28 protein-coding genes are annotated in these 25,767 nt (G+C 69.0%); 15 read left to right on the top strand and 13 right to left on the bottom strand.

Features of this window, described 5'->3' with window-relative positions; all coding sequences use genetic code 11:
- Positions 1 to 127: 127 nt before the first annotated feature.
- Positions 128 to 850 carry a glutathione S-transferase C-terminal domain-containing protein gene (locus U6958_RS31945; protein WP_013804547.1) on the top strand — a complete coding sequence of 241 codons (723 nt, stop codon included), beginning with the start codon at positions 128 to 130 and terminating at the stop codon, positions 848 to 850.
- Positions 851 to 981: 131 nt separating this feature from the next.
- Positions 982 to 2,028: a pirin family protein gene (locus U6958_RS31940; protein WP_043825395.1), complete on the top strand. Its 1,047-nt coding sequence runs from the start codon at positions 982 to 984 to the stop codon at positions 2,026 to 2,028.
- A 26-nt stretch (positions 2,029 to 2,054) separates the two neighbouring features.
- On the opposite strand, the gene U6958_RS31935 is transcribed toward U6958_RS31940, so the two are convergent.
- The 3 genes from U6958_RS31935 to U6958_RS31925 are packed head-to-tail and all read right to left on the bottom strand — an operon-like array spanning position 2,055 to position 4,930.
- The gene (locus U6958_RS31935; RefSeq protein ID WP_016452075.1) at positions 2,055 to 2,507 is read right to left on the bottom strand and encodes a carboxymuconolactone decarboxylase family protein; all 453 of its coding nucleotides are present in this window, start codon (positions 2,505 to 2,507) and stop codon (positions 2,055 to 2,057) included.
- Between the two features lie 16 nt (positions 2,508 to 2,523).
- Entirely contained in the window at positions 2,524 to 3,900 is a 1,377-nt protein-coding gene (locus tag U6958_RS31930) for a lyase family protein (protein ID WP_074920870.1), read from the bottom strand.
- Positions 3,901 to 3,916: 16 nt separating this feature from the next.
- Positions 3,917 to 4,930, bottom strand: a complete 1,014-nt coding sequence (locus U6958_RS31925; protein ID WP_074920869.1) for a tripartite tricarboxylate transporter substrate binding protein — start codon at positions 4,928 to 4,930, stop codon at positions 3,917 to 3,919.
- A gap of 101 nt (positions 4,931 to 5,031) precedes the next feature.
- On the opposite strand from U6958_RS31925, the gene U6958_RS31920 reads away from it, so the two are divergent.
- Together U6958_RS31920 and U6958_RS31915 are read left to right on the top strand one after the other, a co-directional pair.
- Complete coding sequence (locus U6958_RS31920; RefSeq protein ID WP_047326367.1) at positions 5,032 to 5,925, top strand: LysR family transcriptional regulator; 894 nt, start codon at positions 5,032 to 5,034, stop codon at positions 5,923 to 5,925.
- A gap of 111 nt (positions 5,926 to 6,036) precedes the next feature.
- The gene (locus U6958_RS31915; protein ID WP_034399899.1) at positions 6,037 to 6,507 is read left to right on the top strand and encodes a peptidylprolyl isomerase; all 471 of its coding nucleotides are present in this window, start codon (positions 6,037 to 6,039) and stop codon (positions 6,505 to 6,507) included.
- An 86-nt stretch (positions 6,508 to 6,593) separates the two neighbouring features.
- Here the strand turns inward: U6958_RS31915 and U6958_RS31910 are convergent, their stop codons facing one another.
- The gene (locus U6958_RS31910) at positions 6,594 to 7,439 is read right to left on the bottom strand and encodes a class III extradiol dioxygenase family protein (protein ID WP_074920868.1); all 846 of its coding nucleotides are present in this window, start codon (positions 7,437 to 7,439) and stop codon (positions 6,594 to 6,596) included.
- Between the two features lie 47 nt (positions 7,440 to 7,486).
- The gene (locus tag U6958_RS31905) at positions 7,487 to 7,828 is read right to left on the bottom strand and encodes a protocatechuate 4,5-dioxygenase subunit alpha (protein ID WP_074920932.1); all 342 of its coding nucleotides are present in this window, start codon (positions 7,826 to 7,828) and stop codon (positions 7,487 to 7,489) included.
- Between the two features lie 76 nt (positions 7,829 to 7,904).
- On the opposite strand from U6958_RS31905, the gene U6958_RS31900 reads away from it, so the two are divergent.
- Positions 7,905 to 8,924, top strand: coding sequence for a LysR family transcriptional regulator (locus U6958_RS31900; protein WP_074920867.1), 1,020 nt, complete (start codon positions 7,905 to 7,907; stop codon positions 8,922 to 8,924).
- On the opposite strand, the gene U6958_RS31895 is transcribed toward U6958_RS31900, so the two are convergent.
- On the bottom strand, positions 8,826 to 9,707 hold the full coding sequence (locus U6958_RS31895; protein ID WP_012202849.1) for a gamma-glutamyl-gamma-aminobutyrate hydrolase family protein: 882 nt from the start codon (positions 9,705 to 9,707) through the stop codon (positions 8,826 to 8,828). The two genes, U6958_RS31900 and U6958_RS31895, sit on opposite strands and share 99 nt — an antisense overlap.
- A 371-nt stretch (positions 9,708 to 10,078) precedes the next feature.
- On the opposite strand from U6958_RS31895, the gene U6958_RS31890 reads away from it, so the two are divergent.
- Positions 10,079 to 10,459 carry an HPF/RaiA family ribosome-associated protein gene (locus U6958_RS31890; protein WP_016449850.1) on the top strand — a complete coding sequence of 127 codons (381 nt, stop codon included), beginning with the start codon at positions 10,079 to 10,081 and terminating at the stop codon, positions 10,457 to 10,459.
- A 97-nt stretch (positions 10,460 to 10,556) separates the two neighbouring features.
- Here U6958_RS31890 and U6958_RS31885 read toward each other — a convergent pair whose 3' ends face one another.
- Entirely contained in the window at positions 10,557 to 11,495 is a 939-nt protein-coding gene (locus U6958_RS31885) for a pirin family protein (protein WP_016452068.1), read from the bottom strand.
- Between the two features lie 191 nt (positions 11,496 to 11,686).
- Here U6958_RS31885 and U6958_RS31880 point away from each other — a divergent pair, with 191 nt between their 5' ends.
- Positions 11,687 to 11,983, top strand: coding sequence for a hypothetical protein (locus U6958_RS31880; RefSeq protein WP_016449848.1), 297 nt, complete (start codon positions 11,687 to 11,689; stop codon positions 11,981 to 11,983).
- Positions 11,984 to 12,064: 81 nt separating this feature from the next.
- Here the strand turns inward: U6958_RS31880 and U6958_RS31875 are convergent, their stop codons facing one another.
- Together U6958_RS31875 and U6958_RS31870 are read right to left on the bottom strand one after the other, a co-directional pair.
- Entirely contained in the window at positions 12,065 to 12,475 is a 411-nt protein-coding gene (locus tag U6958_RS31875) for an OsmC family protein (RefSeq protein WP_016449847.1), read from the bottom strand.
- Positions 12,476 to 12,532: 57 nt separating this feature from the next.
- Positions 12,533 to 13,429, bottom strand: a complete 897-nt coding sequence (locus U6958_RS31870; protein WP_017404645.1) for an MBL fold metallo-hydrolase — start codon at positions 13,427 to 13,429, stop codon at positions 12,533 to 12,535.
- Between the two features lie 81 nt (positions 13,430 to 13,510).
- On the opposite strand from U6958_RS31870, the gene U6958_RS31865 reads away from it, so the two are divergent.
- From U6958_RS31865 to U6958_RS31850, 4 genes are all read left to right on the top strand, one after another.
- Positions 13,511 to 13,828: a helix-turn-helix transcriptional regulator gene (locus U6958_RS31865; protein WP_074920866.1), complete on the top strand. Its 318-nt coding sequence runs from the start codon at positions 13,511 to 13,513 to the stop codon at positions 13,826 to 13,828.
- A 25-nt stretch (positions 13,829 to 13,853) separates the two neighbouring features.
- Positions 13,854 to 14,384, top strand: a complete 531-nt coding sequence (locus tag U6958_RS31860) for a rhodanese family protein (RefSeq protein WP_017404647.1) — start codon at positions 13,854 to 13,856, stop codon at positions 14,382 to 14,384.
- A gap of 101 nt (positions 14,385 to 14,485) precedes the next feature.
- Complete coding sequence (locus U6958_RS31855) at positions 14,486 to 15,868, top strand: aminopeptidase P N-terminal domain-containing protein (RefSeq protein WP_016452064.1); 1,383 nt, start codon at positions 14,486 to 14,488, stop codon at positions 15,866 to 15,868.
- Positions 15,861 to 16,679: a hypothetical protein gene (locus U6958_RS31850; RefSeq protein WP_016449842.1), complete on the top strand. Its 819-nt coding sequence runs from the start codon at positions 15,861 to 15,863 to the stop codon at positions 16,677 to 16,679. The genes U6958_RS31855 and U6958_RS31850 overlap by 8 nt, the downstream gene beginning before the upstream one ends.
- Before the next feature lie 39 nt (positions 16,680 to 16,718).
- Here the strand turns inward: U6958_RS31850 and U6958_RS31845 are convergent, their stop codons facing one another.
- Positions 16,719 to 17,990, bottom strand: a complete 1,272-nt coding sequence (locus U6958_RS31845; protein WP_074920865.1) for a TIGR03118 family protein — start codon at positions 17,988 to 17,990, stop codon at positions 16,719 to 16,721.
- 501 nt (positions 17,991 to 18,491) lie between these two features.
- Between U6958_RS31845 and pyk the strand changes: the two genes are divergently transcribed.
- Positions 18,492 to 19,928, top strand: a complete 1,437-nt coding sequence (gene pyk / locus U6958_RS31840) for a pyruvate kinase (RefSeq protein ID WP_016449840.1) — start codon at positions 18,492 to 18,494, stop codon at positions 19,926 to 19,928.
- 139 nt (positions 19,929 to 20,067) lie between these two features.
- On the opposite strand, the gene U6958_RS31835 is transcribed toward pyk, so the two are convergent.
- A complete protein-coding gene (locus U6958_RS31835) occupies positions 20,068 to 20,652 on the bottom strand; it encodes a phosphatase PAP2 family protein (RefSeq protein ID WP_074920864.1) in 585 nt (194 codons plus the stop codon).
- 12 nt (positions 20,653 to 20,664) lie between these two features.
- Positions 20,665 to 21,441, bottom strand: a complete 777-nt coding sequence (locus tag U6958_RS31830; RefSeq protein ID WP_074920863.1) for a phosphatase PAP2 family protein — start codon at positions 21,439 to 21,441, stop codon at positions 20,665 to 20,667.
- A gap of 93 nt (positions 21,442 to 21,534) precedes the next feature.
- Between U6958_RS31830 and U6958_RS31825 the strand changes: the two genes are divergently transcribed.
- From U6958_RS31825 to fba, 3 genes are all read left to right on the top strand, one after another.
- On the top strand, positions 21,535 to 22,233 hold the full coding sequence (locus U6958_RS31825; protein ID WP_074920931.1) for a response regulator transcription factor: 699 nt from the start codon (positions 21,535 to 21,537) through the stop codon (positions 22,231 to 22,233).
- The gene (locus U6958_RS31820; RefSeq protein WP_043791552.1) at positions 22,230 to 23,600 is read left to right on the top strand and encodes a two-component sensor histidine kinase; all 1,371 of its coding nucleotides are present in this window, start codon (positions 22,230 to 22,232) and stop codon (positions 23,598 to 23,600) included. Before U6958_RS31825 ends, U6958_RS31820 begins: the two co-directional genes overlap by 4 nt.
- Positions 23,601 to 23,729: 129 nt before the next feature.
- Positions 23,730 to 24,794 (top strand): class II fructose-bisphosphate aldolase, encoded by a 1,065-nt coding sequence (gene fba, locus U6958_RS31815; protein WP_013804528.1) that lies wholly within the window; start codon positions 23,730 to 23,732, stop codon positions 24,792 to 24,794.
- A gap of 57 nt (positions 24,795 to 24,851) precedes the next feature.
- Here the strand turns inward: fba and U6958_RS31810 are convergent, their stop codons facing one another.
- Positions 24,852 to 25,688, bottom strand: a complete 837-nt coding sequence (locus U6958_RS31810; protein WP_034363409.1) for a sulfite exporter TauE/SafE family protein — start codon at positions 25,686 to 25,688, stop codon at positions 24,852 to 24,854.
- Positions 25,689 to 25,767: the final 79 nt, after the last annotated feature.

Below are 25,767 nucleotides of genomic sequence, written 5' to 3'. Positions count from 1 at the left end.
GTTGTCATGACCCGGCGGCAGGGTCGGGCCGCCATTATTTGGCGTGCCAAGCATGGCTGGGCGCCGAACGCTACGATGCAGCGGCCATCGATTTCTTGGCGAACCCGTCCAGCCTTCAAGGTGCCCCATGACTCCACAGAATCCGCTTTCCGCCTTTTCCGTCACGCGCAAGTGGCCGGCCACGCAGCCGGACCGCATCCAGCTGTATTCCCTGCCCACGCCCAACGGCGTCAAGGTGTCGATCGCTCTGGAGGAGATGGGCCTGCCGTATGAGGCGCACCGCGTGGGCTTCGAGAGCAATGACCAGCTCTCGCCCGAGTTCGTGGACACCTTTCCCAACAACAAGATCCCGGCCATCCTGGACCCGCAGGGTCCGGGCGGAAAGCCGCTGGCGCTGTTCGAGTCGGGCGCCATCCTGGTCTACCTGGCCGAGAAGTCCGGCAGCCCGCTGCTGCCCGCCGACCCGGCCGCGCGCTATGAAACGCTGCAGTGGCTGATGTTCCAGATGGGTGGCGTCGGCCCCATGTTCGGCCAGCTGGGGTTCTTCCACAAATTCGCGGGCAAGGACTTCGAGGACAAGCGCCCGCGCGACCGCTACGTGAACGAGTCCGTGCGCCTGCTGGGTGTGCTGGAGCGCCGCCTCGCAGGCCGCGCCTGGGTGATGGGCGAGCAGTTCACCATTGCCGACATCGCCCTGTGGCCCTGGGTGCGCAACATGGTGGTGGAGCAGGGCTACAACGCGGCCGAACTGCTGGGCTGGGAGCGCTTTCCCGAGCTGCAGCGCGTGCTGGCCGCCTTCGTGGCGCGCCCGGCCGTGCAAAAGGGCCTGGTGACGCCGCCGCGCAACTGACCCGGCGGGCGTTGCATTCCTGGGCCGCACTGTCCCAGCCATGGTGGCTTTCAAAACCGGCGCGGGGGCCGCATCTGTCCGAGAATGCAGCGCCCCCTTTTTCTTGCGGGCGCAGCCTCACAGGAGCCACGATGACCGCAGCCACCACCCCCGTCCTCCAGAGCCAGCCGCTGGGCCCGCTGTGGCCCACCATGGACCCCTTCCTGTTCTGTGCCCACCATGACGATGCCTATCCGCCCAGCGATGGCCGACTGGGCGTGCAGGCCGTGGACCTGGAAGGCCGCCAGATGGGCAGCGACTTCAGCCGCAAGGACGGCTTTTCCATGTACCACGGCGATGGCGTGCCGGGCTTTCCCGGCCATCCGCACCGCGGCTTCGAGACCGTGACCCTGGTGCGCAAGGGCCTGATCGACCATTCCGATTCGCTGGGCGCGGCCGCGCGCTTTGGCGGCGGCGACGTGCAGTGGCTCACGGCCGGCAAGGGAATCCAGCATTCGGAGATGTTCCCGCTGCTCGACAGCGACGCGCCCAATCCGCTGGAGCTGTTCCAGATCTGGCTGAACCTGCCTGCGCGCTCCAAGATGGTGGAGCCGCACTTCACCATGTTCTGGAACGAACGCATCCCCCGCCTGGAGCATGCGGATGCCGCAGGCCGCAGGACCGTGGTCACCGTGGTCGCAGGCAGCCTGCCCGGCACGGCGGCCGCCCTGCCTCCGCCGCCCGAATCCTGGGCCTCGCAACCCGAGGGCGACGTGGCCATCTGGACGCTGCGCCTGGAGCCCGGCGCACGCTGGACGCTGCCGCGCGCAGCCGGTGCGGACACGCAACGCATGCTGTATTTCTTTGCAGGCCAGGCACTGCAGGTCGGGCCCACGGCCCTGGCCCAGCATGCGGCCCTGCATGTGGATGCCACGCAGGACTGGGAGCTGCACAACAGCGGCGCCGACGCCGTGGAATGCCTGGTGCTGCAGGGCCGCCCCATTGGCGAGAGCGTGGCGCAGTACGGCCCCTTCGTGATGAACACGCAGCAGGAAATCATGCAGGCCATGCAGGACTACCGGCGCACCCAGTTCGGCGGATGGCCCTGGGCCGAGCAGGACCCGGTGCATGGCGCAGAGAACCGGCGCTTTGCGCGCTACCCGGGCGCTGCGGCCGAGGAACAGCCGCCGGCCGCCTGAGTCCGGTCAGGCCGCGTCAGGCCGTGTCAGGCCGTGTCTGAGGGTGGATGAAAGCTGGCCGGCGCGGGCGTGCGCCCCAGCTCCTTGAGGATCTTCAGCGTGATGGCCATGCCGGTGTTGCCTGCGGGCACGCCGGCATAGACGGCGGTCTGCAGCAGCACTTCGCGGATGGTGTCCAGGTCCAGCGGCGCGGCCTCGGCATCGGCCGGGTCGGCCAGCAGCCCTGTGCGGATGTGCAGCTCGAACTCTTCCCAGCGGCCCATGGAGGCCGTGATGGCCAGCACCATGATGCGGCGCGTGCGGCGCTCCAGGCCGGGGCGGCTCCAGATGCCGTCCCAGGCATAGGCCGTGATCATGCGCTGGAACTCCACATTCAGTTCGTTGGCGCGCGCCACGGATTGGTCCACCCATTCATCGCCCAGCACGCGGCGGCGGTTGGCAAGGCCGCGCTGCAGGGCGTCGGCGGAAGGTTCGGTCATGGCGGGGGTTCCTGTGTCAAGCATGGGCATGGGCATGGGCGTTGGCGTGGGTCTGCGGCGCTGCCAGCAGCGCCAGGCACGCATCATGCGATGCCTGCACGGCGCGTGCCGGATCGCAGGCCCGGGCCAGCGCATCTTGCAGCGCTTGCAGGGCTGCTGCGTCCAGCCGGGGCGCGGCCCATTCGGCCAGCAGCAGGCGCAGCTCGCGCCCCTGCTCCAGCGCCTGCGGGGCCAGCAGCTCCACGGCGGCCAGGGCCTCGGGCTTGCCCGTCCAGGGCGCCATGGCGTGCACGCAGGCCTCTGAAAACACCAGTCCGTGCAGGCCCCGCACATGGCCCAGCATGCGCTGCGGATGCACCTGCAGCGACTGGGCGGCCTGGCGCAATGCGGCGGCGGCGCCATGCACATGGCGCCACAGATCGGGCCAGTGGGCGACCTCGGCCTGCCACTCGCCCAGCGCGCGTTCATGGGCCTGGGCCATGCAGCCCAGCAGCAGGGCCGCGAGTTGGGGGATGGCCTGGGCCTGTGCCACCGCCTGCATCAGGTGCACGGGATTGCGCTTGTGCGGCATGGCGCTGGAGGTGCTGCCGCGCGGCGCCTCGGCGATCTCGCCCACCTCGTACTGCGCCATCAGCGACCAGTCCCGGGCCAGCTTGGCCAGGCTGCCGCCGCACACAGCCGCTTCCATGGCCAGGCGCATCCAGTCGTCGCGCTGCGTATGCCAGCTGCGGCCGCAGGCCGACAGGCCCAGGCGCCGGGCCAGTGCCTGCTCCACCTCGGCACGGTGGCTTCCCAGCACGGCGCCATTGCCCACGGCGCCGCCCAATTGCACGCACAGCGCAGCGGCGGCAAGCCTTTCAAACTGTTCGATGCTGCGCTGCACGGCGGCAGCCGACTGCGCGCACTTGAATCCGAAGCTGGTGATCTGCGCGGGCTGCAGCAGGCTGCGCGCCAGCATGGGCGTGGCCGCGTGCGTGCGGGCCAGGGCCTGCAGTGCGGACTGCAGCGCGTCCAGCTCGGCCAGCAGCGCCTGCAGGGCCTGCTGCGTGAGCAGGGCCTGCGCCGTGTCCACGGCGTCCTGCGTGGTCGCACCCCAGTGCAGCCAGGGCAGGCCTTCCGGGGTGTAGGCCTGCAGCCACTGCTGCAGCGGCCGCACCACAGCCAGGCCCAGCGCGCCGCTGGCGCGCGCCTGCTCCACCACGCCTTCGCACGTGAGCGGCGCCTGCGCGCAGGCGCGCGCAATGGCCTCGGCGGCCGGGCGCGGCACCAGGCCGCAGTCGGCCTGGGCCTGGGCCAGCGCGCTCTCGAAGCGCAGTAGCGCGTCCAGCCAGCGCGCGTCTGCAAACCAGTGGCCGCTGTCGGCCGGGCCCAGATAGTCCTTCACCAATGACATGCTGTCCTTGCCGGTCTCAGGCCGTGGCGCCCGAGGCCTTGATCACGGCCGCCCACTTGGCGCTCTCCACCTGTATGCGGGCCGCGTACTGCGCGCCATCGCCCAGCAGCGGAACGGCGCCCTCGATGCCCAGGCGCGACTGGAAGGACTCGGCAGACGCCACCTTGAGGATGTCGCGTCCCAGCGCGCGCACCGTCTCGGCAGGCGTGCCCCTGGGCGCGAGGATGCCGTAGGTCAGCGAGCTCTCGAAGTCGGCCAGCGCACGCACGCCGGACTCGGCCACCGTGGGCACGTCGGGCAGCTGGGGCTGGCGTTTGGCGCCGGTCACGGCCAGGGCGCGCAGCTTGCCGGCCTTCACCAGGGCCATGGCCGCGGGAATCACGCCAAAGCTGAAGTCCACATTGCCGCCCACCAGGTCGGTCAGCGACGGGGCCGTGCCCTTGTACGGCACGTGGATGGCCTTGGCGCCCAGCGCGTGGGCGAACATCTCGCCCGTCAGGTGGCCGCCCGTGCCCGAGCCGCTGGAGGCGTAGTTCATCTCGCCGCTGCGCTTGCGCATCTGCTCGGCCAGGTCGGCCACGCTGCGCACGGGCGAGGAAGCCGGCACCACCAGCAGCAGGGCCGACGATGCGAACATGGCCACCGGCTGCAGATCGGTGGCTGCATTGAACTTGAGGCCCGGGTACAGCGAGGGATTGATGGACACCGTGCCCGTATGGCCCAGCAGCCAGGTGCCGCCGTCGCCGGCCGCACGCACCACGGCTTCCGTGCCCAGGTTGCCGCCCGCGCCGGCCTTGTTCTCCACGATCATCCCGTAGCCGAAGGACTCGTTGAGGCCATGCGCCATCTGCCGTGCAAACACATCGTTGCCGCCGCCCGGCGCAAACGGCACCACCAGGCGGCTGCCGCGCTTCTGGGCCCAGGCCGGCAGCGCACAGGCGGCCAGCGCGGCGGCGGCGGACAGCCACATCCGGCGCGGCAAAGAGGTCTGAGAGGCTTGAGCGGTTTGAGCGGTGGGCCGGGAATCCATGCGTCTGTCTCCTGGAAATAGTCGTTGTCACGCAGTGTGGTGCAGCGCAGCCTGGGAAAACAGCAGTTGCATCTGCGTTGTGATTCAAGAAAATGTGTGAAATGGACGTGAGATACATACACAATTTCTTGAGAGTGGTGGACACCGGCTCCATGTCCGAAGCCGCTCGCCAATTGGATCTGAGCCCCTCGGCCATTGCCCAGCAGATGCGCGTACTGGAAGGCGAGCTGGGTGCGCCGCTGCTGGTGCGCCATGGCCGCAGCGTGCGCGCCACCGAGGCGGGCGAGCGGCTGTTCGAGCGCGGCCGCCAGCTGCTGCAGGACTTCGAGGGCCTGCGCGAATGGGTGGCCTCGGATGCGGACGGCGGCGAGCTGCGGCTGGGCACCGTGAACACGGCGCTGCACGGCTTTGTGCCCGCCGTAATGCGGGCCTTCGTGGCGCGCCACGCCGAGGTGCGCATCAGCGTGCGCGCCGGCCTTACGCCCGAGCTGTACACGGCCCTGGTCCAGTCCGAGCTGGACGTGCTGATTTGCCTGCAACCCTCGTTCGACCTGCCCAAGACCGTGTGCTGGGCCGAGCTGCGCCAGGAGCCATTGGTCGTGCTGTGCCGCGCCCGCGACGCGCAGCAGGATCCGCTGGCCCTGCTGCGCACCCGGCCCCTGGTGCGCTACGACCGCTCCCTGGCCGGTGGCCGGCTGGCCGACCGCTACCTGCGCGCCCAGGGCATTGCGCCGCTGGAGCGCATGGAGCTGAACTCGGTGCTGGCCGTGGCCATGATGGTGGACCAGGGGCTGGGCGTGGGCCTGGTGCCCGACATCGGCCCCGTGCTCTCCCAGGGCCGCGACGTGCGGGTGCTGGCGCTGCCCGATCAGGCCGGCGGCGAGGGCCCCCGGCCTGCCGATGCGCGCAAGGTCGGCCTGCTGTGGCTGAACACCTCGGCCCGCGCGCGCTGGGCGCGCAGCCTGCTCGAATGCGCGCGCGAGTGCCTGGGCTGAGGCTGGGCAGCCGGTGAACCCCCGGTCCCGACGCTGGAATGCCCCAGGTCGCCGACAATGGCGGCTTTGCGCGGCGCGCCTTTTGCGCTGCGGTTTTCCAAGGCCTTTGCCATGAACATCACCAAAGACACCGCCGTCACCATCAACTACAAGATCACCGACAAGCTGGGCAAGCTGCTCGACAAGGGCGATGTGGCCTATCTGCATGGCGGCTACGACAACATCTTCGCCAAGGTGGAAGCCGCCCTGGACGGCAAGGCCGTGGGCGACACGCTGACCGTGGACCTGGCCGTGGAAGACGCCTTCGGCGCGCGCGACGAGAGCCTGACCCGCACCATCCCCAAGGGCGAGTTCCCGCCCGGCGTGAAGGTGGGCGGCCAGCTGCGCGGCACGGATGACCAGGGCCAGCCCCAGATCTACCACGTGGTCAAAATCAAGGGCCCCGTGGTGCTGCTGGACGGCAACCACCCGCTGGCCGGCATGGCGCTGCACTTTGCCTGCAAGGTCACCGAAGTGCGCGCGGCCAAGCCCGAGGAAATCGAGCACCGCCACGTGCACGGCGGCCACGGCCACCACCATTGAGAGGCAGGGCCGGGTACACCCGGTCCGCACGGCTACGCAGAGCACAAAGGCCGCCTGGCATGCCCGGCGGCCTTTGTGTTTTCCGACTAGACCGCCTCCAGCGCCAGCAGCGCCGTGGCGGTGTTGGAGATCGGTATGTGGTAGTTGCCGTGCACGCGGCGCACGCCGGGCGCGGCGCTTGACAGGGCGCCGCGCATGGCCAGCCACATCAGCAGTTCCACGCCCTGGGTGCCGGTCTTTTCCACGAGTTCATGCACGCTGAACTGCGTGGCCCATTCGGGATTGGTGGCCATGCTTTCAAGGAACTGCAGGTCGAAGGCCTTGTTGATGAAGCCCGCGCGCTCGCCATCGAGCTGGTGCGACAGGCCCCCTGAGGCAATGACGGCCACGCGCTGGTCGCTGTTCCAGCGCGCGATGGCCCGGCCCACGGCCTGGCCCAGCGCATAGCAGCGGCGCGCCGAGGGCAGCGGGAACTGCACGGTGTTGATGCACACCGGCACGACGGCCACAGGGCAGTCGCCCTCGGGCCAGAACAGCTTGAGCGGCAGCGTGCAGGCATGGTCCACCAGCATCTCCTGGCAGCTGACCACATCGAAGTCCTCCCCCACCAGGGACTCGATCAGGTGCCATGACAGCTCCGCGTGGCCGCGCAGCGGTGCCAGCGTGGGAATGCCCCAGCCTTCGTCGGCGTTGCAGTAGCGCTCGGCCGCGCCCACGGCGAAGGTAGGCATCTTGTCGAGGAAGAAGTTCAGGCCGTGGTCGTTGTAGAACACCACCACCACGTCGGGGCGCTGGGCGGCCAGCCATTCGCGGATGGGCGGAAAGCCGTCGAAGAAGGGCTTCCAGTACGGCTCGTTCTGCAGGCCCTTGTGGATGGCGTTGCCGATGGCGGGAATGTGCGAGGTGCCGAGGCCGCCGATGAGATGTGCCATGGTGGGTGTCTCCTGTGCTGTGTCTTGCGTGTGGGCTGCGGCGGGGCTCAGGCGTGCGAGCGCAGCAGGGCCTGGAACTCGGCCTTGGTCATGCCGGTCTGCTGGGCGCCTATGTCCTGCATGTCCAGGTGGAAGATGCCGGCCAGCTTGGCCAGGTAGTAGGCGTTGCCGCCGGCCGCGATCATCTGCAGCACGTTGCGCGTGCGCACGGCCTCGGCCTGCTCCTGGTTCAGCCCGTAGCTGCGCATATAGGCCTCCTCGTCGGCCAGGAAGGCCTGGCGGTTGGTCAGCTCGTTGAAGGAAAAGCACATGCTGTTGAGCGCATAGCCCTTGCGGGCCTGCCTGCCGTCGAACAGGGTGGTGCCGGGAATCTGCGGCTGATCGGCCATGTTTTGTCTCCGGTATTTGCGTTGGATCAGCGGCAGTGTCCGGCCCGCGTTGCCAAAGATAAAGCGGCGGCCAATCATGGAATGCATGAGACAAATCGATGGATCGCAGCTCGATGGCAGGCTGCTGCAACTGCTGCTGGCCGTGCTGGAGACCGGCAGCGTCACGGCGGCGGCGCAGCGCCTGGGCGTGACGCAATCGGCCGTCAGCCATCTGCTGGACAAGCTGCGCGCCATCACGGGCGACCGATTGTTCGTGCGGCAGGGGCGGGGCATTGCGCCCACGGCCCATGCACTGGCGCTGCAGGGCCCTGCGCGCGAGCTGCTGCGGCAGATGCAGCAGTTCGGCCAGGGGCCCAGCTTTGACCCCGCGCACTGGCGTGCCGAGATCACCATTGCCGCCAACGACCTGCAGCGCGAGCTGCTGCTGCCCGCACTGGCCCGGCGCCTGCGCTCAGCCGCGCCCCGGACGGTGCTGCGCGTGATCGACAGCGGCGCGCCCGATGCCGAACTGCTGCGCTCGGACGCCTGCCTGCTGGCCATCAGCCCGCGCCCGCCCGATGCCACGGACATCGTGCAAAAGCGCCTGTTCAGCGATGAGTACGCCGTCTTCTATGACAGCGCCGTGCGACAGCCGCCGGCCAGCCTGGCCGACTATCTGCAGGCCGACCACGCCACCGTGGCCTATGCCGACCGCCAGGCGCTGGACCTGGACCTGCAACTGCAGGCGCGCGGGCTGGAGCGCCGCTTTGCCGTGCGCGTGCCGGGCTTTGCGGCGCTGGCCGCCTTTGTGCGCGGCACGCCGCTGCTGGCGACGGCGCCATCGCTGCTGGGCCGCACGGCCCTGTCATCGCTGGCCAGCGTTGCGGTGCCCGTGGACTGCCCGCCGCTGCCCATGTTCATGATCTGGCACGCGCGCCACCAGGCCGATCCCGCCCATGCGTGGCTGCGCGGGCAGTTGCAGCAGGTGGTGGCGCAGGCGCTTGGCGGCGCCGGGCCGTCAATGCCTGCGAAGCAAGGCGCGGCGCAGCAGGCGCGCGGCGCGGTTGCGGATCTGGAAGGGGCTGTGGCTCACGGCCGGGCTCACGCGGGCGCGTGAGCAGGCGGCCAGGAAGTCGCGCAGCAGCACGCTGTCATCCAGCGTGCTGGTGTCGGGGTTGCGGAACTGGAATTCGGGGTGCCACTGCGTGGCCGCGATATAGCTCTTGAGCGTGCCGGGCTTGCGGAAGATGGCCTCGGGGATGCGGTCGGGCAGGCTCCAGGCCTCCACATCGAACTCGGGCGCCACGTCCTTGATGCCCTGGTGGTGGATGCTGTTGACGCGTGCGCGGTCCAGCGTGGGATACAGCGCCTCCAGCCGGCTGCCGGGCACGATGGCGATGTCGTGGTAGTGGCGGTCGTACTCGGTGGGATTGCGGTGCAGCTGCGAGCCGGGCACCTGGGTCTCGATGTCCTGGTACAGCGTTCCGCCGAAGGCCACGTTGATCAGTTGCAGACCGCGGCAGACGCCGAAGATGGGCTTGCCGGCCTGGGAAAACGCCTCGACCACGGCCAGGTCGTAGAGATCGCGCACGCGGTCGCCCAGCCATTCGGGGCGCATGGGTTCCTCGCCATAGCTGCCGGGCCAGACGTCGGCGCCGCCATGCATGACCACCCCATCCAGCCACTCGGCATAGTGCTCCAGCGTCACGTCGCCGCGTGCGGTCTCGCCTGTGGGGCAGGGCACCATCACCACCATGGCGCCGGCCGACATGATCCAGTGCGCTATCGATTGCTCCACGTACTGCAGCGTCTTGCCCGTGAAAAGCGGACGCTGCGGGTCCGCATGGGAGAAACAGGCCGAAAGGCCGATCTTGAGGCGGCGTGAGGCAAGTGGGCTCATGGGGTGGTGGGCAAGGGGAAAGTCCTGATGGTCACGTTGTAAGCCCAATCGTGCCTGCGACCTGTAGGAAGGGGTTGAACGCCCGCGACCGGCGCAGGGCCATCACCGCAAATAGGTGTAGGTGAATGCAAGAGTTGTCTTGAGGCATCTCAAGCTTCTTCAGCGCGCTGAACCCGGCGTCGCCCCTCTGGGTGTAGCCTGTAGGCAGGGTGGGGACTGCGGATGCTGCAGTGCGAAAAACCTGACGACGCAGGGTGCGACTTGCTGTGCAGGCAGCCCGCATGGCGTTACGATGGTTTCGCCAGTTCATCAATGGCCCCGACAACCCCGCCGCGCCGGTGGTGCGGCTTTTGGCGACTAGGAGGATATGCATGCAAGTTCAGGTTCATGCCGACGATTCGATCCAGGGTGGCGAGTCCTTGGCGCAATGGGCGCAGGAAGAAATCAACGCCAAGCTGGCGAGATTGAAGGACTATGTGGTGCGCGTGGAGGTGTTCCTCACGGGTGTCGATGCGCTCAAGACCTCGGGGGCTCCCGGCAAGCGCTGCGTTCTGGAGACCCGGGCCAATGGACGCCCGCCGATCGCCGTGAACGCCGAGGCCGAGAAGGTCAAGGACGCCTTCAACGCCGCCATCGATAAGCTGAAGCGGGCGGTGGAAACCGATCTGGGCAAGCTCAAGGACAAGCATGGCCGCGAGAGCGTGCGCGGCGTGGAAGATGGCACCGAGGTGGATGCGGCCAGCCCGGCCTGACCCTCGAAACTCCCGCAACATCAACGGCAAGGCGCCCCTTTCGGGGCGCCTTTTTGCTGGGGCGGCGATCGCCGCGAAGGCTGCGGTACGGCGCGTTTCAGCGCGAGGCGCGCAGCACCACGCCGTCCAGCGAAGGCGCATGCAGCGGCGCCAGGGGCGAAGCCAGCGGCGGTCCGAAGCGGCGCGCCGCAGTGGCGGGCTGCCGGGTCTCGGCCTCCCACTGCGCGCGGGCCTCGGCGATTTCCTCTCCCGTGCGCGCCACGAAGTTCCACCACAGCAAGATGGCTTCATCCATGGGCTCGCCGCCAATGACCAGCAGGCGGCTGCCGGGCGCCGCTTCGATGGCGACCGAGGGCGTGCCCAGGGGCAGGTAGAGCAATTCCTCCACCGGCAGCGGCTGGCCGTTCACGCGCACGTCGCCTTCCAGGCTGAGCACGGCATGCTCGAAATCGGCGCGCAGCGGCAACGTGGCGACGGCATTGGCGCTGCGTGCGCTGTCCGCATGCAGGTCCACGCTCATCAGGGGCGTGTGCACCTCGGCGGGCGACGTCAGGCCCAGCGCCTCGCCGGCCAGCACCGTGGCCGTGAAGTCCCCCACCGTGGTCCTGGGCAGCTCGGGGTAGTGCTGGAAGCGGGGCGGACCGTTGCGGTGCGATTCGGGCAGCGCAATCCACAGCTGGGCGGCGTGGATGTGCGAGGGCGTCTGGCTTTCCTCGGAATGGGCGATGCCGTGGCCTGCCGTCATCAGATTGACCTGTCCGGGCCGGATGATCTGGGTGTTGCCCAGGCTGTCGCGGTGCAGCACTTCGCCGCGGATCATCCAGGTGAAGGTCTGCAGGCCGATATGGGGATGCGGGCCGACCTGCATGCCGGGCGGCGCGGGATCGGCGGGGCCGGCGTGGTCGAGAAAGCACCAGGCACCTACCTTGCGCAGGGCGCGCTGCGGAATGGCGCGCTGAATGGGAATGCCGCCCACGTCGGCGGTGCGGGTGGGAAGGTGCTGGGGCTGGGAGTTGGGTGGGGACGTGTCGGACATGGGCGGATCGGCCTGGTTCGTGGGGGAGGCCACCAGTGTCGTGCAGCTCGGCGCAGCAGGCAAACCAGGATCGCAGATATTGGGCCTGTTCGCTGACAGCGCATTCTCAGGAACATTGTTTACATTCGAGGAACGGCCCGGCGCCCGTCCTTTTGGCGGGCGCCGGCCTCACTCTTACAGGAGAAAACGCCATGAATACATCCGTACAGACGCACGCCGAAGCCGCTGAAGAGGCGGTCCAGAGCGCCGTGGAAGTCCAGCGATTCCCCGAGAAATTCGAAGCCACGGTCACCGGCAATGTGCAGCACCGGGTAGGCGATGGCCAATTGGAAGACATTCCGCGTGGCACCCGTGTGCAGGTGGCCACGGCCATCGGAAGCTATGTGCTGTCCTGGACCCAGGAGGATCAGCCGATCACCGTGTCGCTGGCCAAGCGGGAGTTCGAACTCTATGTCGATACGGGGGAGATCGAGGTCAGCGAAGCCTGACGCCGGCCATGTCCCCGTCCACTCCGAAGGCCCTGCGGCATACCTGCCGCAGGGCCTTTTGCATGGTGGCCAGTCCTTCGCTCAGGCGGGCAGCTGCAGCGCGGTCTGGATGTGCACTTCGCCGGCCAGCAGCTTGTGCACGGGGCAGGCCTCGGCCACCTGCAGCAGGCGCTGGCGCTGTTCGTCGTCCAGGTCGCCTTGCAGGGTAATCTGGCGTTCGATCAGGTTGCCGCTGGCCGGCGTGCCTTCGGGGTTCAGGCGCAATTGCACATCCACCTGCTCCAGCTTCCACTGCTTGCGCGCCGCATACATCTGCAGCGTGACCGTGGTGCAGGCGCCCAGGGCCGACAGCAGCAGCTGCAGGGGGTTGGGCGCCGTGTCGCCGCCGCCCTTGTCCGCGGGCTCGTCCACGTGCCAGCGGTGTCCTTGGGGGTCTGCGAGCGTGACGCGATAGGGGGTGTCCGTGCTGGTGGCATGGGCGCTGTGGATCATGGAAGGTCCTTTGTCCTGGGGGTGTCGCAAGAGGGGTGGGGGAGCCAACGGACGACTCTACGCCTGCTTCGCGTCCGCTGCCTGGGGCCGATGCTTCATGCGCAGCGGAATTTTGAGGTAGTGCACGCCGTTGGCCTCGGCCTCGGGCCAATGGCCTGCGTGCATGTTGACCTGGATGGCGGGCAGCAGCAGGGCGGGCGCCGACAGCGTGGCGTCGCGCCGGTTGCGCATGGCCACGAAGCTGGCCTCGTCCACGCCCGCGTGCACATGCACGTTGCCGGCACGTTGGTCGGCAACGGTGGTTTCCCAGGCGTGGCGGTCGCGGCCCGGCGCCTTGTAGTCATGGCACATGAACAGGCGTGTTGCGGGCGGCAGGGCCAGCAGGCGCTGGATGGAGCGGAACAGCGTGCGCGCATCGCCGCCCGGAAAGTCGGCGCGCGCCGTGCCGTAGTCGGGCATGAACAGCGTATCGCCCACGAAGACCGCATCCTCGATGCGGTAGGACACGCAGGCGGGCGTATGGCCGGGCGTGTGCAGCACCTCGATGCGCAGCCCGCCCAGGGGCAGGCTGTCGCCGTCTGCCAGCAGTCGGTCGAAAGGCGGCTCCCCGGCGGGCGCGGGCAGGTTGAAGACGGGGCGGAAGATGCGCTGCACCTCGCGGATGTGCTCGCCCACGGCGATCGGGGCGCCCGTGCGCTCGCGCAGGTACGGGGCCGCGCTGAGGTGGTCGGCATGCGCATGGGTTTCCAGGATCCAGCGCAGGCGCAGGCCCTGGGCCTGCGCGGCGGCCAGCACGGCATCGGCCGAGCCGGTGTGGGCCTGGCCGCTGGCATGGTCGTAGTCGAGCACGGGGTCGATGGCGGCGGCCTCGCCCGTGTTCGCATCCCAGACCAGGTAGGTCACGGTATGGGTGGCTTCGTCGAAGAATGGCGCGATGCGCAGCGGCGAGGTCATGAAAGCACTCCTTTGTCGATGGCTCCAGTGCAGCCTGCCGGCAAGTATATTAGAATTTGCTAAATTAGATTTTTCTTAATCATGAACCAACCCATCCTCTCCTCCGAACAGGCTTTCCTGCAGCAGGGTGCGGCGCGCGCCGCCACCCTGCTGCGCGCCGTGGGCAACGAGAGGCGCCTGCTGGTGCTGTGCCTGCTGATCGAGCATGGCGAGCTGTCGGTGGGCGGGCTGCTGGAGCGTATCCCGCTGAGCCAGTCGGCCCTGTCCCAGCATCTGGCGCGCATGCGCGAGGAGGGCCTGGTCGCCTACCGCCGCGAGTCGCAGACCCTGTACTACCGCATCGCCGATCCCGATGCGCAAAAGCTGGTGGCGGCACTCAAGAGCATCTTCTGTCCCTGAAAACCCCCACCCCAGGAGTCGTCCCATGTCCCTTCCCCTCATCTCGGCCCAGGCCGCCCGCCAGTTGCAGGCGCAAGGCGCCTGGCTCATCGACATCCGCGCGCCCGACGAACATGCGCGCGAACGCATGGCAGGCGCCCGCAGCATGCCCATGGAGCGCCTGGGCGCCCAGGCCTGGGGCGATGCGCCGGCCGCCGTGGTCTTTCACTGCCGTTCCGGCAACCGCACGAGGCTCAACGCCCAGGCCCTGGCGGCTGCCTTGCCGCCCGGCTGTGCCGGCCATGTGCTCGACGGCGGCCTGGACGCCTGGAAGGCCGAAGGCCTGCCCGTGCTGCACGACAGCCGCCAGCCGCTGGAGCTGCAGCGCCAGGTGCAACTGGGTGCGGGCGGGCTGGCACTGCTGGGCGCCGTGCTCGGTGCCACGGTTTCACCGTGGTGGCACCTGCTTTCGGCCTTCGTGGGCTGCGGTCTGATCGTGGCGGGTGCCACCGGCTTTTGCGGACTGGCGCGCATGCTGATGAAGGCACCCTGGAATCGGCGCGCCCTGGGGCAGTGACGGTGTCTGCGCTGAAGTCCACCTGACGCCGGCCGGCTGCCCCCCCTCCTTCCCCTGTTCCGGGGACTGTGGAGAACCCCGGACGGCAGTACGATAGCTGTATGACATCTGTTTATGCCCAACGCCGCGCACGCTTGGCCGCCCAGTTGGGCGCCGGCGGCATCGCCATCATTCCCACCGCTCCCGAGCGCCAGCGCAACCGGGACACCGGCTATCTGTACCGCCACGACAGCTATTTCTATTACCTGACCGGCTTTGCCGAGCCCAATGCCTGCCTGGTACTGGCCGCCGATGGCACCAGCGTGCTGTTTTGCCAGCCCAAGGACCTGGAGCGCGAAATCTGGGACGGCATCCGCCTGGGCCCCGAGGCTGCCGTGGCCACGCTGGGCGTGAGCCAGGCGTTCTCCAGCGCCGAGATCGATACGCGCCTGCCCCGCCTGCTGGAGAACCGGGGCCGCCTCTGGTATCCGTTCGCCACGCATGAAGGGCTGGCCGTGCGCGTGGAAGGCTGGCTGGGCCAGGTGCGCGCACGGGTGCGCTTTGGCGCGCTGTGCCCGTCCGAGCAGGGCGACCTGTGCACGCTGCTGGACGAGATGCGCCTGGTCAAGGACGCCCACGAGCAGGACATCATGCGCCGCGCCGCCGCCATCAGCGCCCAGGCCCATATCCGCGCCATGCAGCGCTCGGCGCGCATGCTGCGCGCAGGCCAGGAAGTGCGTGAATACCACCTGGATGCCGAGCTGCTGCATGAATTCCGCCAGCAGGGCTCGCAGTACGTGGCCTACGGCTCCATCGTGGCCGCCGGCGCCAATGCCTGCGTGCTGCACTACCAGGCCGACAAGGCCCCCGTGCGCGCGGGCGAACTGGTGCTGATCGACGCCGGCTGCGAGCTCGACGGCTACGCCAGCGACATCACGCGCACCTTCCCCGCCGATGGCCGCTTCACCGGCCCGCAGCGCGCGCTCTACGAGCTGGTGCTGGAAAGCCAGAAGGCTGCCGTGGCGGCCACGCGGGCCGGCGCGCGCTTCAACGATCCGCACGACGCCACCGTGGCCGTGCTGGCGCAGGGCATGCTGGATCTGGGCCTGCTGGACAAAAAGGTCTATGGCAATGCCCAGGACGTGATCGAGCAGCGCGCCTTCTTCCAGTTCTACATGCACCGCACCGGCCACTGGCTGGGCATGGACGTGCATGACTGCGGCAGCTATGTGGAGCCTTCGGAGCTGGGCCAGTCGCACGAGCGCAAGGACCCGCTGTCGGGCGAGACCATCACCAACCGCCCCAGCCGCATCCTGCGTCCGGGAATGTGCACCACCATCGAGCCGGGCATCTACGTGCGCCCTGCGGCCGGCGTGCCCGAGCAGTTCCACAACATCGGCATCCGCATCGAGGACGATGCCATCGTCACCGAGACCGGCTGCGAGCTGATCACGCGCGGCGTGCCCGTGGAGCCCGACGAGATAGAAGCCTTGATGCGTGACTGACAACGCCAGCCTGCCCACCACCGGCCCCGTGTCCACTCTCATGCCCGCCCCATCGGCCTATGCCGCACCCGCACTGCCCCGGCTGAGCTGGCGCATCTTCACGGTGCTCTGGCTGCTGGGGCTGCCCGGCGTGGCGGCCATGGCCTGGTTCGTGCTGCCCGACTGGATGCGCATGCTGGGCCTGCCCGTGGAGCCGCTGGTCACGCCGCTCACCGGCATTGGCGTGATGGCCGCGCTGCTGGCCCTGCCCGTGGGCGTGGGCGTGTGGCTGGGGCCGCGGCTGGGCCTGTCCGCACCGCTGCTGACCACCTGGGTGGCCGGGCGTTCGCCCCAGCGCGCCGTGCGCTACCTCACGCTGCCGGGGCTGGCCGGTGGCGTGGTCGGCGCGGCCTGGCTGGTGACCCTGGCCCTGGCCTGGCCCGACGACCTGACCCTGATCGACCCCGTCTACGCCATGCCGCTGGGCGCCAAGATGCTGTACGCGGGCATCACGGCCGAGCTGGTGATGCGGCTGGGCGGCATGACGCTGGTGATGTGGCTGCTGTGGCGGCTGAGCGGACGCACAGACCGCCGCCCGGGATGGACGCTGGGCTGGTGGTCCGTCATGCTGTCGGCCCTGCTGTGGGGCATGCTGCAGCTGGCCCTGGCCTGGAGCACCTGGGGCGGCCTGTCGGACGCGCTGGTGCTGCAGTTGCTGCTGTTCGAGGTCGTCCACGGCGCCGTGGGCGGCTTCCTGTTCTGGCGCTATGGCCTGGAGGCGGCCATGGTGGCCCATGCCATCACCTACCTGCTCTCGCACGGGCTGGTGTGAGGCCTGGCGTCTGCGCAATGACACCGCCAGGATGAAGCGTCACAGAAGCCTCAGCGAGCCGAACAGGCCCTCGGTTTCGTCCTCGGGGCCGGCGGCGAAGTAGAGCGCGTCGCTGTCGCCCAGGGCCACGCCGTTGCCGAACTGCAGGGCCCACAGGCCGGGGATGGCCACGGGGCGGTCCTGCGCGTCGCGCAGATCGTCCACATAGCGGCCCGTGGACAGGTCGAAGGCACAGATGCGGCCTGCTCCCCCGAAGTTGCCGACCAGCAGGTGCCCCGCCATTGCGCCGAAGCCGTCAGGAGCGATGGCCACGCCCCAGGGCGCATTCAGGCGTCCATCGTCCTCATACATGCGCAGCAGGCGGCCGTCGAGGTCGAACTCGGCCAGCCTGCCGCGCGCAGGCCGGTTGCCGCTGGCCGCTTCTGCGGCTGCGTCCAGAGCATCCTCCTCGCCGGCATGGAACGCCAGGGGATCGTCCGGGTCGGGCTGGCTGATCGCATAGAGCACGAACACGCGGTCGCGGCGGCCGTCGTTGACGACCTGGATGTTGAAGGGCACCGGATCACCGGGCCGGGCCTCGCCTGCCGCGCCTGATGCGAACGGGTTGGCGAAGCCCTGGGTGGGCACCAGTTGCCACTGCGCGTCCAGCGTGCGGATCTGGGGCCGGGCGCCGAAGTCGGCCATCCACACGCGGTCCCATCGGCCCGTGTGGATGGCGGCCCCGAAGAAAGCCATGCCCTGGTCGGCACCATTGAACATTTCCACCGCAGGGCCGTCCACCCGGACGATGGCGCCCGTCTGCGCATCGCGCTCCGTCCAGGCGCTGACGCTGCCGCTGTCGGTCACGAAGACGAAGCGGGCCGAGCCCTCGAGCAGTCGTCCGGCGGCAGGCTGCTGCCGGACCCGCAGCAGCTGCGAGTCCAGGGGCGCACCGTTGTAGACCACGCCGGTGACTTTGCCGGCACTGTCATCGCCGGTCAGGGCATCGGAGCGCGGAACGGCCACTTCGCGCAGGCCGTCCTGGTGCAGGGCGCGCATCCCGGGATCGGCCGAGCGAGCCACGTCACCGATGAACTGCCAGGACGTGCCCCCGCCGCCAATCCAGAAATGGCCTCCCGCGCCGGCCGGGCGGATGGCGATGCCCCAGCCGTTGACGAAGCCGGGCTGCGTGAAGCGCGCGCCGTAGCGCGCATGGCTGGCGAGCAGGGGAGTCTGGACATAGCGGTTGGCAGCAACATCGCTACCCGCGCCGCAGGCGGTCAGCGCCGGGGAGGCCAGGGTGGTCAGAACAAAGCGTCTGCGGTCAAGCATGGTGGATTTCCTGGTGGCATGGCAAAGCTGTGGATGGGCTGGCTGAGCATGCGAAACCAAGGGGAACCGTATGTTCTGGCTGCGGCCTGCGGGCCGGGTGGACCACAGGAATATGAAGGCGATGCTAGGAAGCAGGGGCGGGCCGCGTCAATGTGGACCAGTCTGATTCTGTGGTGTCCTGCGGTGCGGTGCGGTGCGGTGCGGTGCGGTGCGGTGCGGTGCAGCAGGCATTGCGAACGCGGCGGGCAAAACTGCTTTCACAGGAGACCGGCATGGCACAGCGCCTTTGCCGGGAATGCTGCCGTGCAGCATCAAAAGCAATAGCGGCAAAGGCAGTGCACCGCAGTGTTCGGCGATGGCAACGGCATCCGGCCGCCCCCTTGCGCAGGCTCAGGACGCGGGGTCTTCAGGCCCGCACCGCATGCCGGAATGTTGCCTTCATGTAACCGCATTCGTGTGAGAATTGAAACCCGATTACAAACCCTGAGCGAGAGACATTCCATGCAAGTGAGCCGTGCCACCAAGATCGTCGCCACCCTGGGCCCCGCTTCCAGCGACCCGCAACTGCTGGAACAGATGGTGCGCGAAGGCGTCAACGTGGTGCGCCTGAATTTCAGCCACGGCAAGGCGCAGGACCACATCGACCGCGCCACCATGGTGCGCGAGGCGGCCCAGCGCGCAGGCCGCGAGGTGGCCATCATGGCCGACCTGCAGGGCCCCAAGATCCGCGTCGGCAAGTTCGCCGAAGGCAAGGTCATGCTGGAGCCCGGCGCGCGCTTCGTGCTCGACGCGTCGCGCACCGAGCCCGGCGACATCAACGGCGTGGGCCTGGACTACAAGGAACTGCCGCGCGACGTGAAGCCCGGCGACGTGCTGCTGCTCAACGACGGCCTGATCGTGCTCACCGTGGACCATGTGCGTGGCGACGAGGTGCACACCACCGTCAAGCTCGGCGGCGAGCTGTCCAACAACAAGGGCATCAACAAGCAGGGCGGCGGCCTGACGGCCCCGGCGCTGACGGCCAAGGACATGGAGGACATCAAGACCGCCATGAGCTTCCAGGCCGACTACGTGGCCGTGAGCTTTCCCAAGAACGCCACCGACATGGAGATGGCGCGCCAGCTGTGCAACGTGGCTGCGGCCCAGTACGGCCACAAGCCCGGCCTGATCGCCAAGATCGAGCGCGCCGAGGCCATTCCGCGCCTGGAAGAGATACTGCATGTCTCCGACGGCATCATGGTGGCGCGCGGCGACCTGGCCGTGGAAGTGGGCAACGCTGCCGTGCCCGCGCTGCAAAAGAAGATGATCCGCATGGCGCGCGACATGGACAAGTTCGTGATCACCGCCACGCAGATGATGGAGAGCATGATCACCAACCCCGTGCCCACGCGCGCCGAGGTCAGCGACGTGGCCAACGCCGTGCTGGACGGCACGGACGCCGTCATGCTCAGCGCCGAGACCGCCGCCGGCAGGTACCCGCTGGAGACCGTGCAGGAAATGGCCAAGATCTGCGCCGCCGCGGAAGCCGCCGAAGACCCGGACAGCGATGCCGAGTTCACCGGCCGCCAGTTCTCGCGTATCGACCAGTCGATCGCCATCGGCGCGCTGTTCACGGCCCACCACCTGGGCGCCAAGGCCATCGTCGCCATGACGGACAGCGGCTCCACCGCGCTGTGGATGAGCCGCCACCGCATCCACATCCCCATCTACGCGCTCACGCCCAAGATCTCCACGCAGCGCAAGATGGCCATGTACCGCAACGTGCGCCCCCTGCTCATGGACACCAGCGCCGACCGCGACACCGCGCTGGACCAGGCCGAAGGCCATCTGCGCGCGCGCAACATCGTGCAAAGCGGCGATGTCTATGCCATCACCTGCGGCGAGCCCATGGGCCAGCCCGGTGGCACGAACATGCTGAAGATATGTCGTGTGAACTAACCCCCTGAGGCGCTTCGCGCCTTCCCCCTCTTGCTACGCGGGGGGGACGACACCCTCGCGGCGGGGCGGCCCTTGCTCGGTGTCCCTCGTTCTGGGGGGCGCCAGTTTTATGTGCCGTGCGCTATGCCTTCGCCATGGTCTATCGGGGCCTGCCTGAGTGGGTTCGTGCGTTGTAGGGCAGCAGGTTGGGCATGACGGCAAGGCAGCGCCACAGCGCAGCATGCCAGACCAGGGTGGCGCTGCAGATGCCCACGATGGCACCGCCGACCACATCGGACGGGAAGTGCACGCCCAGGTGCACGCGGCTCCAGCCCATGCCCAGGGCCAGCGACCAGGCTGACACCATGACCCAGCGGCGGTGGCGCGTGCAGCCCAGGGTCAGCGCCTGGGCCAGGGCAAAGGCGCCCGTGGCGTGCATGCTCGGAAAGCTGGACCGCAGCGCGTGTTCCACCCATTGCACGCCCATGCCCAGCTGGGCAGGACGCGGCGCGGGGAAGCCCCAGCGGACCAGCCGTGCCACGGCCCAGGCGGCCAGCATGGACAGCAGGGCCAGCACCAGCGTGCGGCGCAGGGCGGGCGAGCCGCGCAGCAACCCGGCCATCACGGGAAGGGCGCACAGCGAGGGAAGCCAGGAGGAGATGGCGCGCGCCGCCTCGATCGAGATGGCGGGCGTTTGCGCGTTGGCGTTCAGCAGCGTGAACAGGGCGGGGTCCAGGGGCAGCATGGCAACGCTTGATCAGGGAGTGGAAGGCGGAAGGCTGGCGGCGGGCCACAGGGAGTCAGGCGCGCTGTCCCGGGTGCGCAGCGCACGCGTGACCGCCAGGTCGAAAAGCCAGCCCGCCGTCCAGCACAGCCAGCCGGTCCACAGCGTGTGGCTCATGAAATGGGCGCCGCGCATCTGCTGGGCCAGGCCCATCGACAGGCCTGCGGCCAGCGAGACGGCCAGCCAGATCCAGGCTGCGCGGGGTGCATGGCGGCGCAGCGCGAAATAGCCGGCCAGAAAGGCAAAGCCTGCCGAGGCGTGGCCTGCGGGAAAGCAGCGGCCCGGCCCGCCGTCGGCCAGGCCCAGCGACCAGTGCGAGACATGGCGCGCCACGCCGCCGAACTCGGCCAGGTCCCAGGGGCAGCTGGTCGCGCTGGTGTACTTGAGCAGCGAGATCAGGGCCAGCGACAGCAAGATGCCCGCCACCAGCTGCACGCGCCGCCCGTGAGGCAGCAGGCGCAGCGGGCCGATGGGCCGCCAGACGCACAGCGTCAGGCCCAGCACCACCAGCCAGGCCAGGCGGCGTGCGCTTTCGTGGGCGATGTTCACGAAGAACCAGTCCGAACGCAGCGCAAAGCCATCGGCGTCGCCAAACCAGCGGGCCATGGCCAGGTCCAGGGCGCCGGCATCCCAGGCCAGGACCACGGCCAGCGCCGCCAGGGTCCACAGCAGGGTGCTTTTGAAGGAGGGGCCCTGCGCAGGGGCGGCGGAAAAATCTCGGGGTTCAGGTGTCGGCATGGCCGGCAGCATGAGAAGCGCGGCTTAAACCCGTCTTAACGCATGCCCCGGCGTGCGGCCATCGTCTGGCGCCGCAGCCGGCAGCGGCCATTGCACAATGCGCGCATGCGAATACTGGTCGTCGAAGACAACGCGGGCATTGCCGCAGGCCTGCAGGCCAATCTGCAACAGCGCCGCTATGCGGTCGACGTCTGCTCCACCGTGGCCGATGCCTGGCATGCGCTGGAGATGGAGCGCTTCGACGCCGTGCTGCTGGACCTGGGCCTGCCCGATGGCGATGGCAGCGAAATCCTGCGCCGCCTGCGGAGCCCGCGCCGCCCGGGTGGCGACATCCACGCCCTGCCGGACCCCAACACGCCCGTGCTCATCCTCACCGCGCGCGACCAGGTGCGCGAGCGCATCGCCGGGCTGGACCTGGGTGCCGATGACTACCTGGTCAAGCCCTTCGACATCGACGAGCTGGAGGCGCGGCTGCGCGCCATGCTGCGCCGCGCAGGCGGGCAGGCGGCACCCGTGATCCGCCATGGCGAGCTGGAGGTCGACCCGGCCGCGCGCACCGTGCGCCGCGACGGAAAGCTGGTGGAAATGTCGCCGCGCGAGTTCTCCGTGCTCTGGGTGCTGCTGCAGGCGCGCGGGCGCGTGCTCTCGCGCCAGCAGATCGAGGAACATCTCTACAGCTGGGGCACGGCCGTGGAAAGCAATGCCGTCGAAGTCCATATCCACCACCTGCGCAAGAAGCTGGGCAATGCCAGCATCGTCACCATGCGCGGCGTGGGCTACTTTCTTCCTGCGGAGAACCCATGAGCACCGCGCAGCAGCGCCGCCCCTCGCTGATCTGGCATCTGATGGCCTGGATGCTGGGCGCGCTGGTCGTGGTCTGGGCCAGCTTCGTGGCGCTGGGCTACCAGACCGGCGTGCACGAGGCCGACGAGCTCACCGACGGCCACCTGGCCGGCGTCGCTGCGCTGGTGCTCAACCTGGAAGTCGCAGGCGCCGTAGGCCAGGGAGCAGCCACGCCCGTGCATGAGCCCCCCGGCCTGATGGCCCACGACTACCAGCAGTCGCTGAGCGTGGCCCTGTGGGATGGCGCGGGGCGGCTGATCTCGCGCACGGGCGATGCGCCCGAGCCCGCCTTCGACACCGAGCAGGGCTTTGCCACCCTGCGCCTGGGTCCCGAGCATCGGGCCTGGCGCAGCTTCACCCAATGGAGCCGCGACCATGCACGCAAGGTCAGCGTGATGATCGAGCTGCAGGAGCGCGACGAACTGGCCGACGACATCGCGGGCCAGATGATCGAGCCGGGCCTGTGGCTTTTGCCTGTGGTCGCGCTGGCGCTGGGGCTGGCCATTCGACGCGGCATGCGGCCGCTCAACGAACTCTCGCGCGAGGTCGAGCGCCTGGACCTGGCCCAGGCCGAGCGCGTTTCGCACCGCCACGCGCTGCGGGAATTCATGCCCGTGGTGAACTCCATCAACACCTTGCTGGACCGCCAGCAGGAGGCGCTGGAGCGCGAGCGCAGCCTGGCCAACGAAGTGGCCCATGAACTGCGCACGCCGCTGGCCTCCATCGCCTTGCAGGCGCGTGCCCTGGGCGATGCGCCGGCCGGCGCCATGGATGCCCCGGCCCAGCGCGCCGCGCTGGCGCGCATAGGCCAGGACGCGCTGCACGCCGGCCATGTGCTCAGCCAGCTGCTGGCACTGGCGCGCGCAGGACGCGCCATGCTGGCCGACCCGCCCGTGCCCGTGGACCTGGCCGCGCTGGCCCGCCAGGTGGTGGCCGCCCATGCGCAGGCGGCCTGGCAGCGCGGCTGCAGCCTGTCCGTGCAGGCGCCTGAGGCACTGGGCGTGATGGGCAATGCCGTGCTGCTGGAGCTGGCGCTGCGCAACCTGGTGGAAAACGCCCTCAAGCACACACCGCACGGCACGCAGATCGAGGTGCAGGCCGGGCAGGGGCCCGACGGCGAGGTCTGGTTGCAGGTTTGCGACGACGGCCGCCGCGATGGCGCAGAGCGCGCGGCAGCGCCCGTGGACAGCCTGCACCTGGGCCACGAGATCGTGGCGCGCGTGCTGCGCGCCCACCAGGGAAGCTTTGGCGAGGCCGCGCCGCCCGAAGGCTTCACGACCTGCTACCGCATGGGAATGCCCGGGACAGGGTTGGCGGCAGCTGGTTAAAATCGCCAGTTACCAAGCGGTTACTGCCGCGATCCCCCGGCCGCAGCCCCGCAGCGAACCCATGACGCAGCGGCGGCCGCCATGCGGCAGGGGCATCCCCCTCTCAACAACTTGATACGGACCCTACACATGCCTCTCGTTTCGATGCGCGAACTGCTGGACCACGCTGCCGAAAACGGCTACGGTCTTCCCGCCTTCAACGTCAACAACCTGGAGCAGGTGCAAGCCGTGATGTCGGCCGCCGACGAAGTGGGCGCGCCCGTCATCCTGCAGGCCAGCGCAGGCGCCCGCAAGTACGCCGGCGAGCCCTTCATCAAGCACCTGATCCAGGCCGCCGCCGAGCAGTATCCCCACATCCCCCTGGTCATGCACCAGGACCACGGCACCTCGCCCGCCATCTGCCAGGGCGCGCTGAACCTGGGCTTCGGCTCGGTGATGATGGACGGCTCGCTGATGGAAGACGGCAAGACGCCTTCCTCCTTCGAATACAACGTGGACGTGACCCGCAAGGTCGTGGAAATGGCCCACAAGCTGGGCGCCACCGTCGAAGGTGAACTCGGCTGCCTGGGCTCGCTGGAAACCGGCATGGCCGGCGAGGAAGACGGCGTGGGCGCCGAAGGCGTGCTCGACCACTCGGCCCTGCTGACCGACCCCGAGGAAGCGGCCCAGTTCGTCAAGGCCACGCAGCTGGACGCGCTGGCCATTGCCATCGGCACCAGCCACGGCGCCTACAAGTTCACGCGCAAGCCCACGGGCGACATCCTGTCCATCCAGCGCGTCAAGGAAATCCACGCGCGCCTGCCCAACACCCACCTGGTCATGCACGGCTCCTCCTCCGTGCCCCAGGAACTGCTGGAAATCATCCGCCAGTACGGCGGCGCCATGAAGGAAACCTACGGCGTGCCCGTCGAGGAAATCCAGGAAGCCATCAAGCACGGCGTGCGCAAGATCAACATCGACACCGACATCCGCCTGGCGATGACCGGCGCCGTGCGCAAGTTCCTGGCCGAGAACCCCGAGAAGTTCGACGCCCGCGAATGGCTCAAGCCCGCCCGCGAAGCCGCCAAGCAGATCTGCAAGGCCCGCTACATCGAGTTCGGCTGCGAAGGCCAGGGCGCCAAGATCAAGGGCTACACGCTGGAGCAGATGGCAGCCAAGTACGCTGCCGGATCGCTGCAGCAGGTCGTGAACTGATCGGTTCCTTCCCCCTTCAAAAAAGCCCGCCGGTCCGCCCGGCGGGCTTTTTTGTTGTCAGCGCGGCGCGGGGGCCGCAGCCTGGGACCGCTGGGGCACGGCCATGGCCATCTCGTCATCGGGCACCACGGGCTGGGGGTGGCTGGCGTTCCAGCCCGACACCAGCAGGCTGGTGCCCGACAGCACCAGCAGCAGGCAGACCATCCATTCGACCAGCCGCTTGGGCAGGGCGGGCGGATGGCGCATGTGCAGCCAGGTCACCACCGTCACCACGGGAAAGGCCAGGGCTGCGGCCAGCAGCACGCTGGCGGTGATCTCGCCCTCCCAGGCCACCATCACCAGGCGCAGCAGCGCGCAGGTAAGGAACATGGCAAACAGGCACTGGCGCACCACCAGACGGTCCAGCGGCTGGCGGTACAGGTGGTAGACCATGGGCGGGCCTGGCGTGGCAAACAGCCCGCCCAGCAGCCCCGAGGCCACACCGGCCACCCACAGCGACACCGGCCCCGACACCTGCGCGTTGACCTGCTTTTGCAGCAACAGCAACAGCGCGCAGGCCACGATGGCCAGGCCCAGCAGCATGCGCAGCCCGCTCAGCGCATTGCCGCTGAGCCACTGCAGCAGCAGCACGCCGCCGATCACGCCGATGACGCTGCTGATCAGCATGGGCTTGAGCAGGGACCACTGCGGCACCTGGCGGTGGGCGCGCAGGTAGGCCACGCCGTTGACCACGGACAGCAGGCAGGCCACGTTGGCCGCATCGCCAATGCCCATCAGGTGCGTGGCACCGGCCACGCCCACGAAGATCAGCCCGAAGGCAAAGCCCGTCAGGTTCTGGCAAAACGTCGCCAGGCCCACCAGGGCCAGGAACATCACATACTGGATCACACTCATCGAAAGGCTTTCTGGCGCGCCGCTGCGCCGAACCGGCGACGCTAACACGGAGCGCCTTCGCCTGCCCGGGCGGCGAAGT

The organism is Delftia lacustris (assembly GCF_040267515.1).
GTDB classification, from domain to species: Bacteria; Pseudomonadota; Gammaproteobacteria; order Burkholderiales; family Burkholderiaceae_C; genus Comamonas; species Comamonas tsuruhatensis.
The sequence above is the reverse complement of the archived record's forward strand: the minus strand, read 5'-3'. Positions and strand labels throughout refer to the sequence as shown.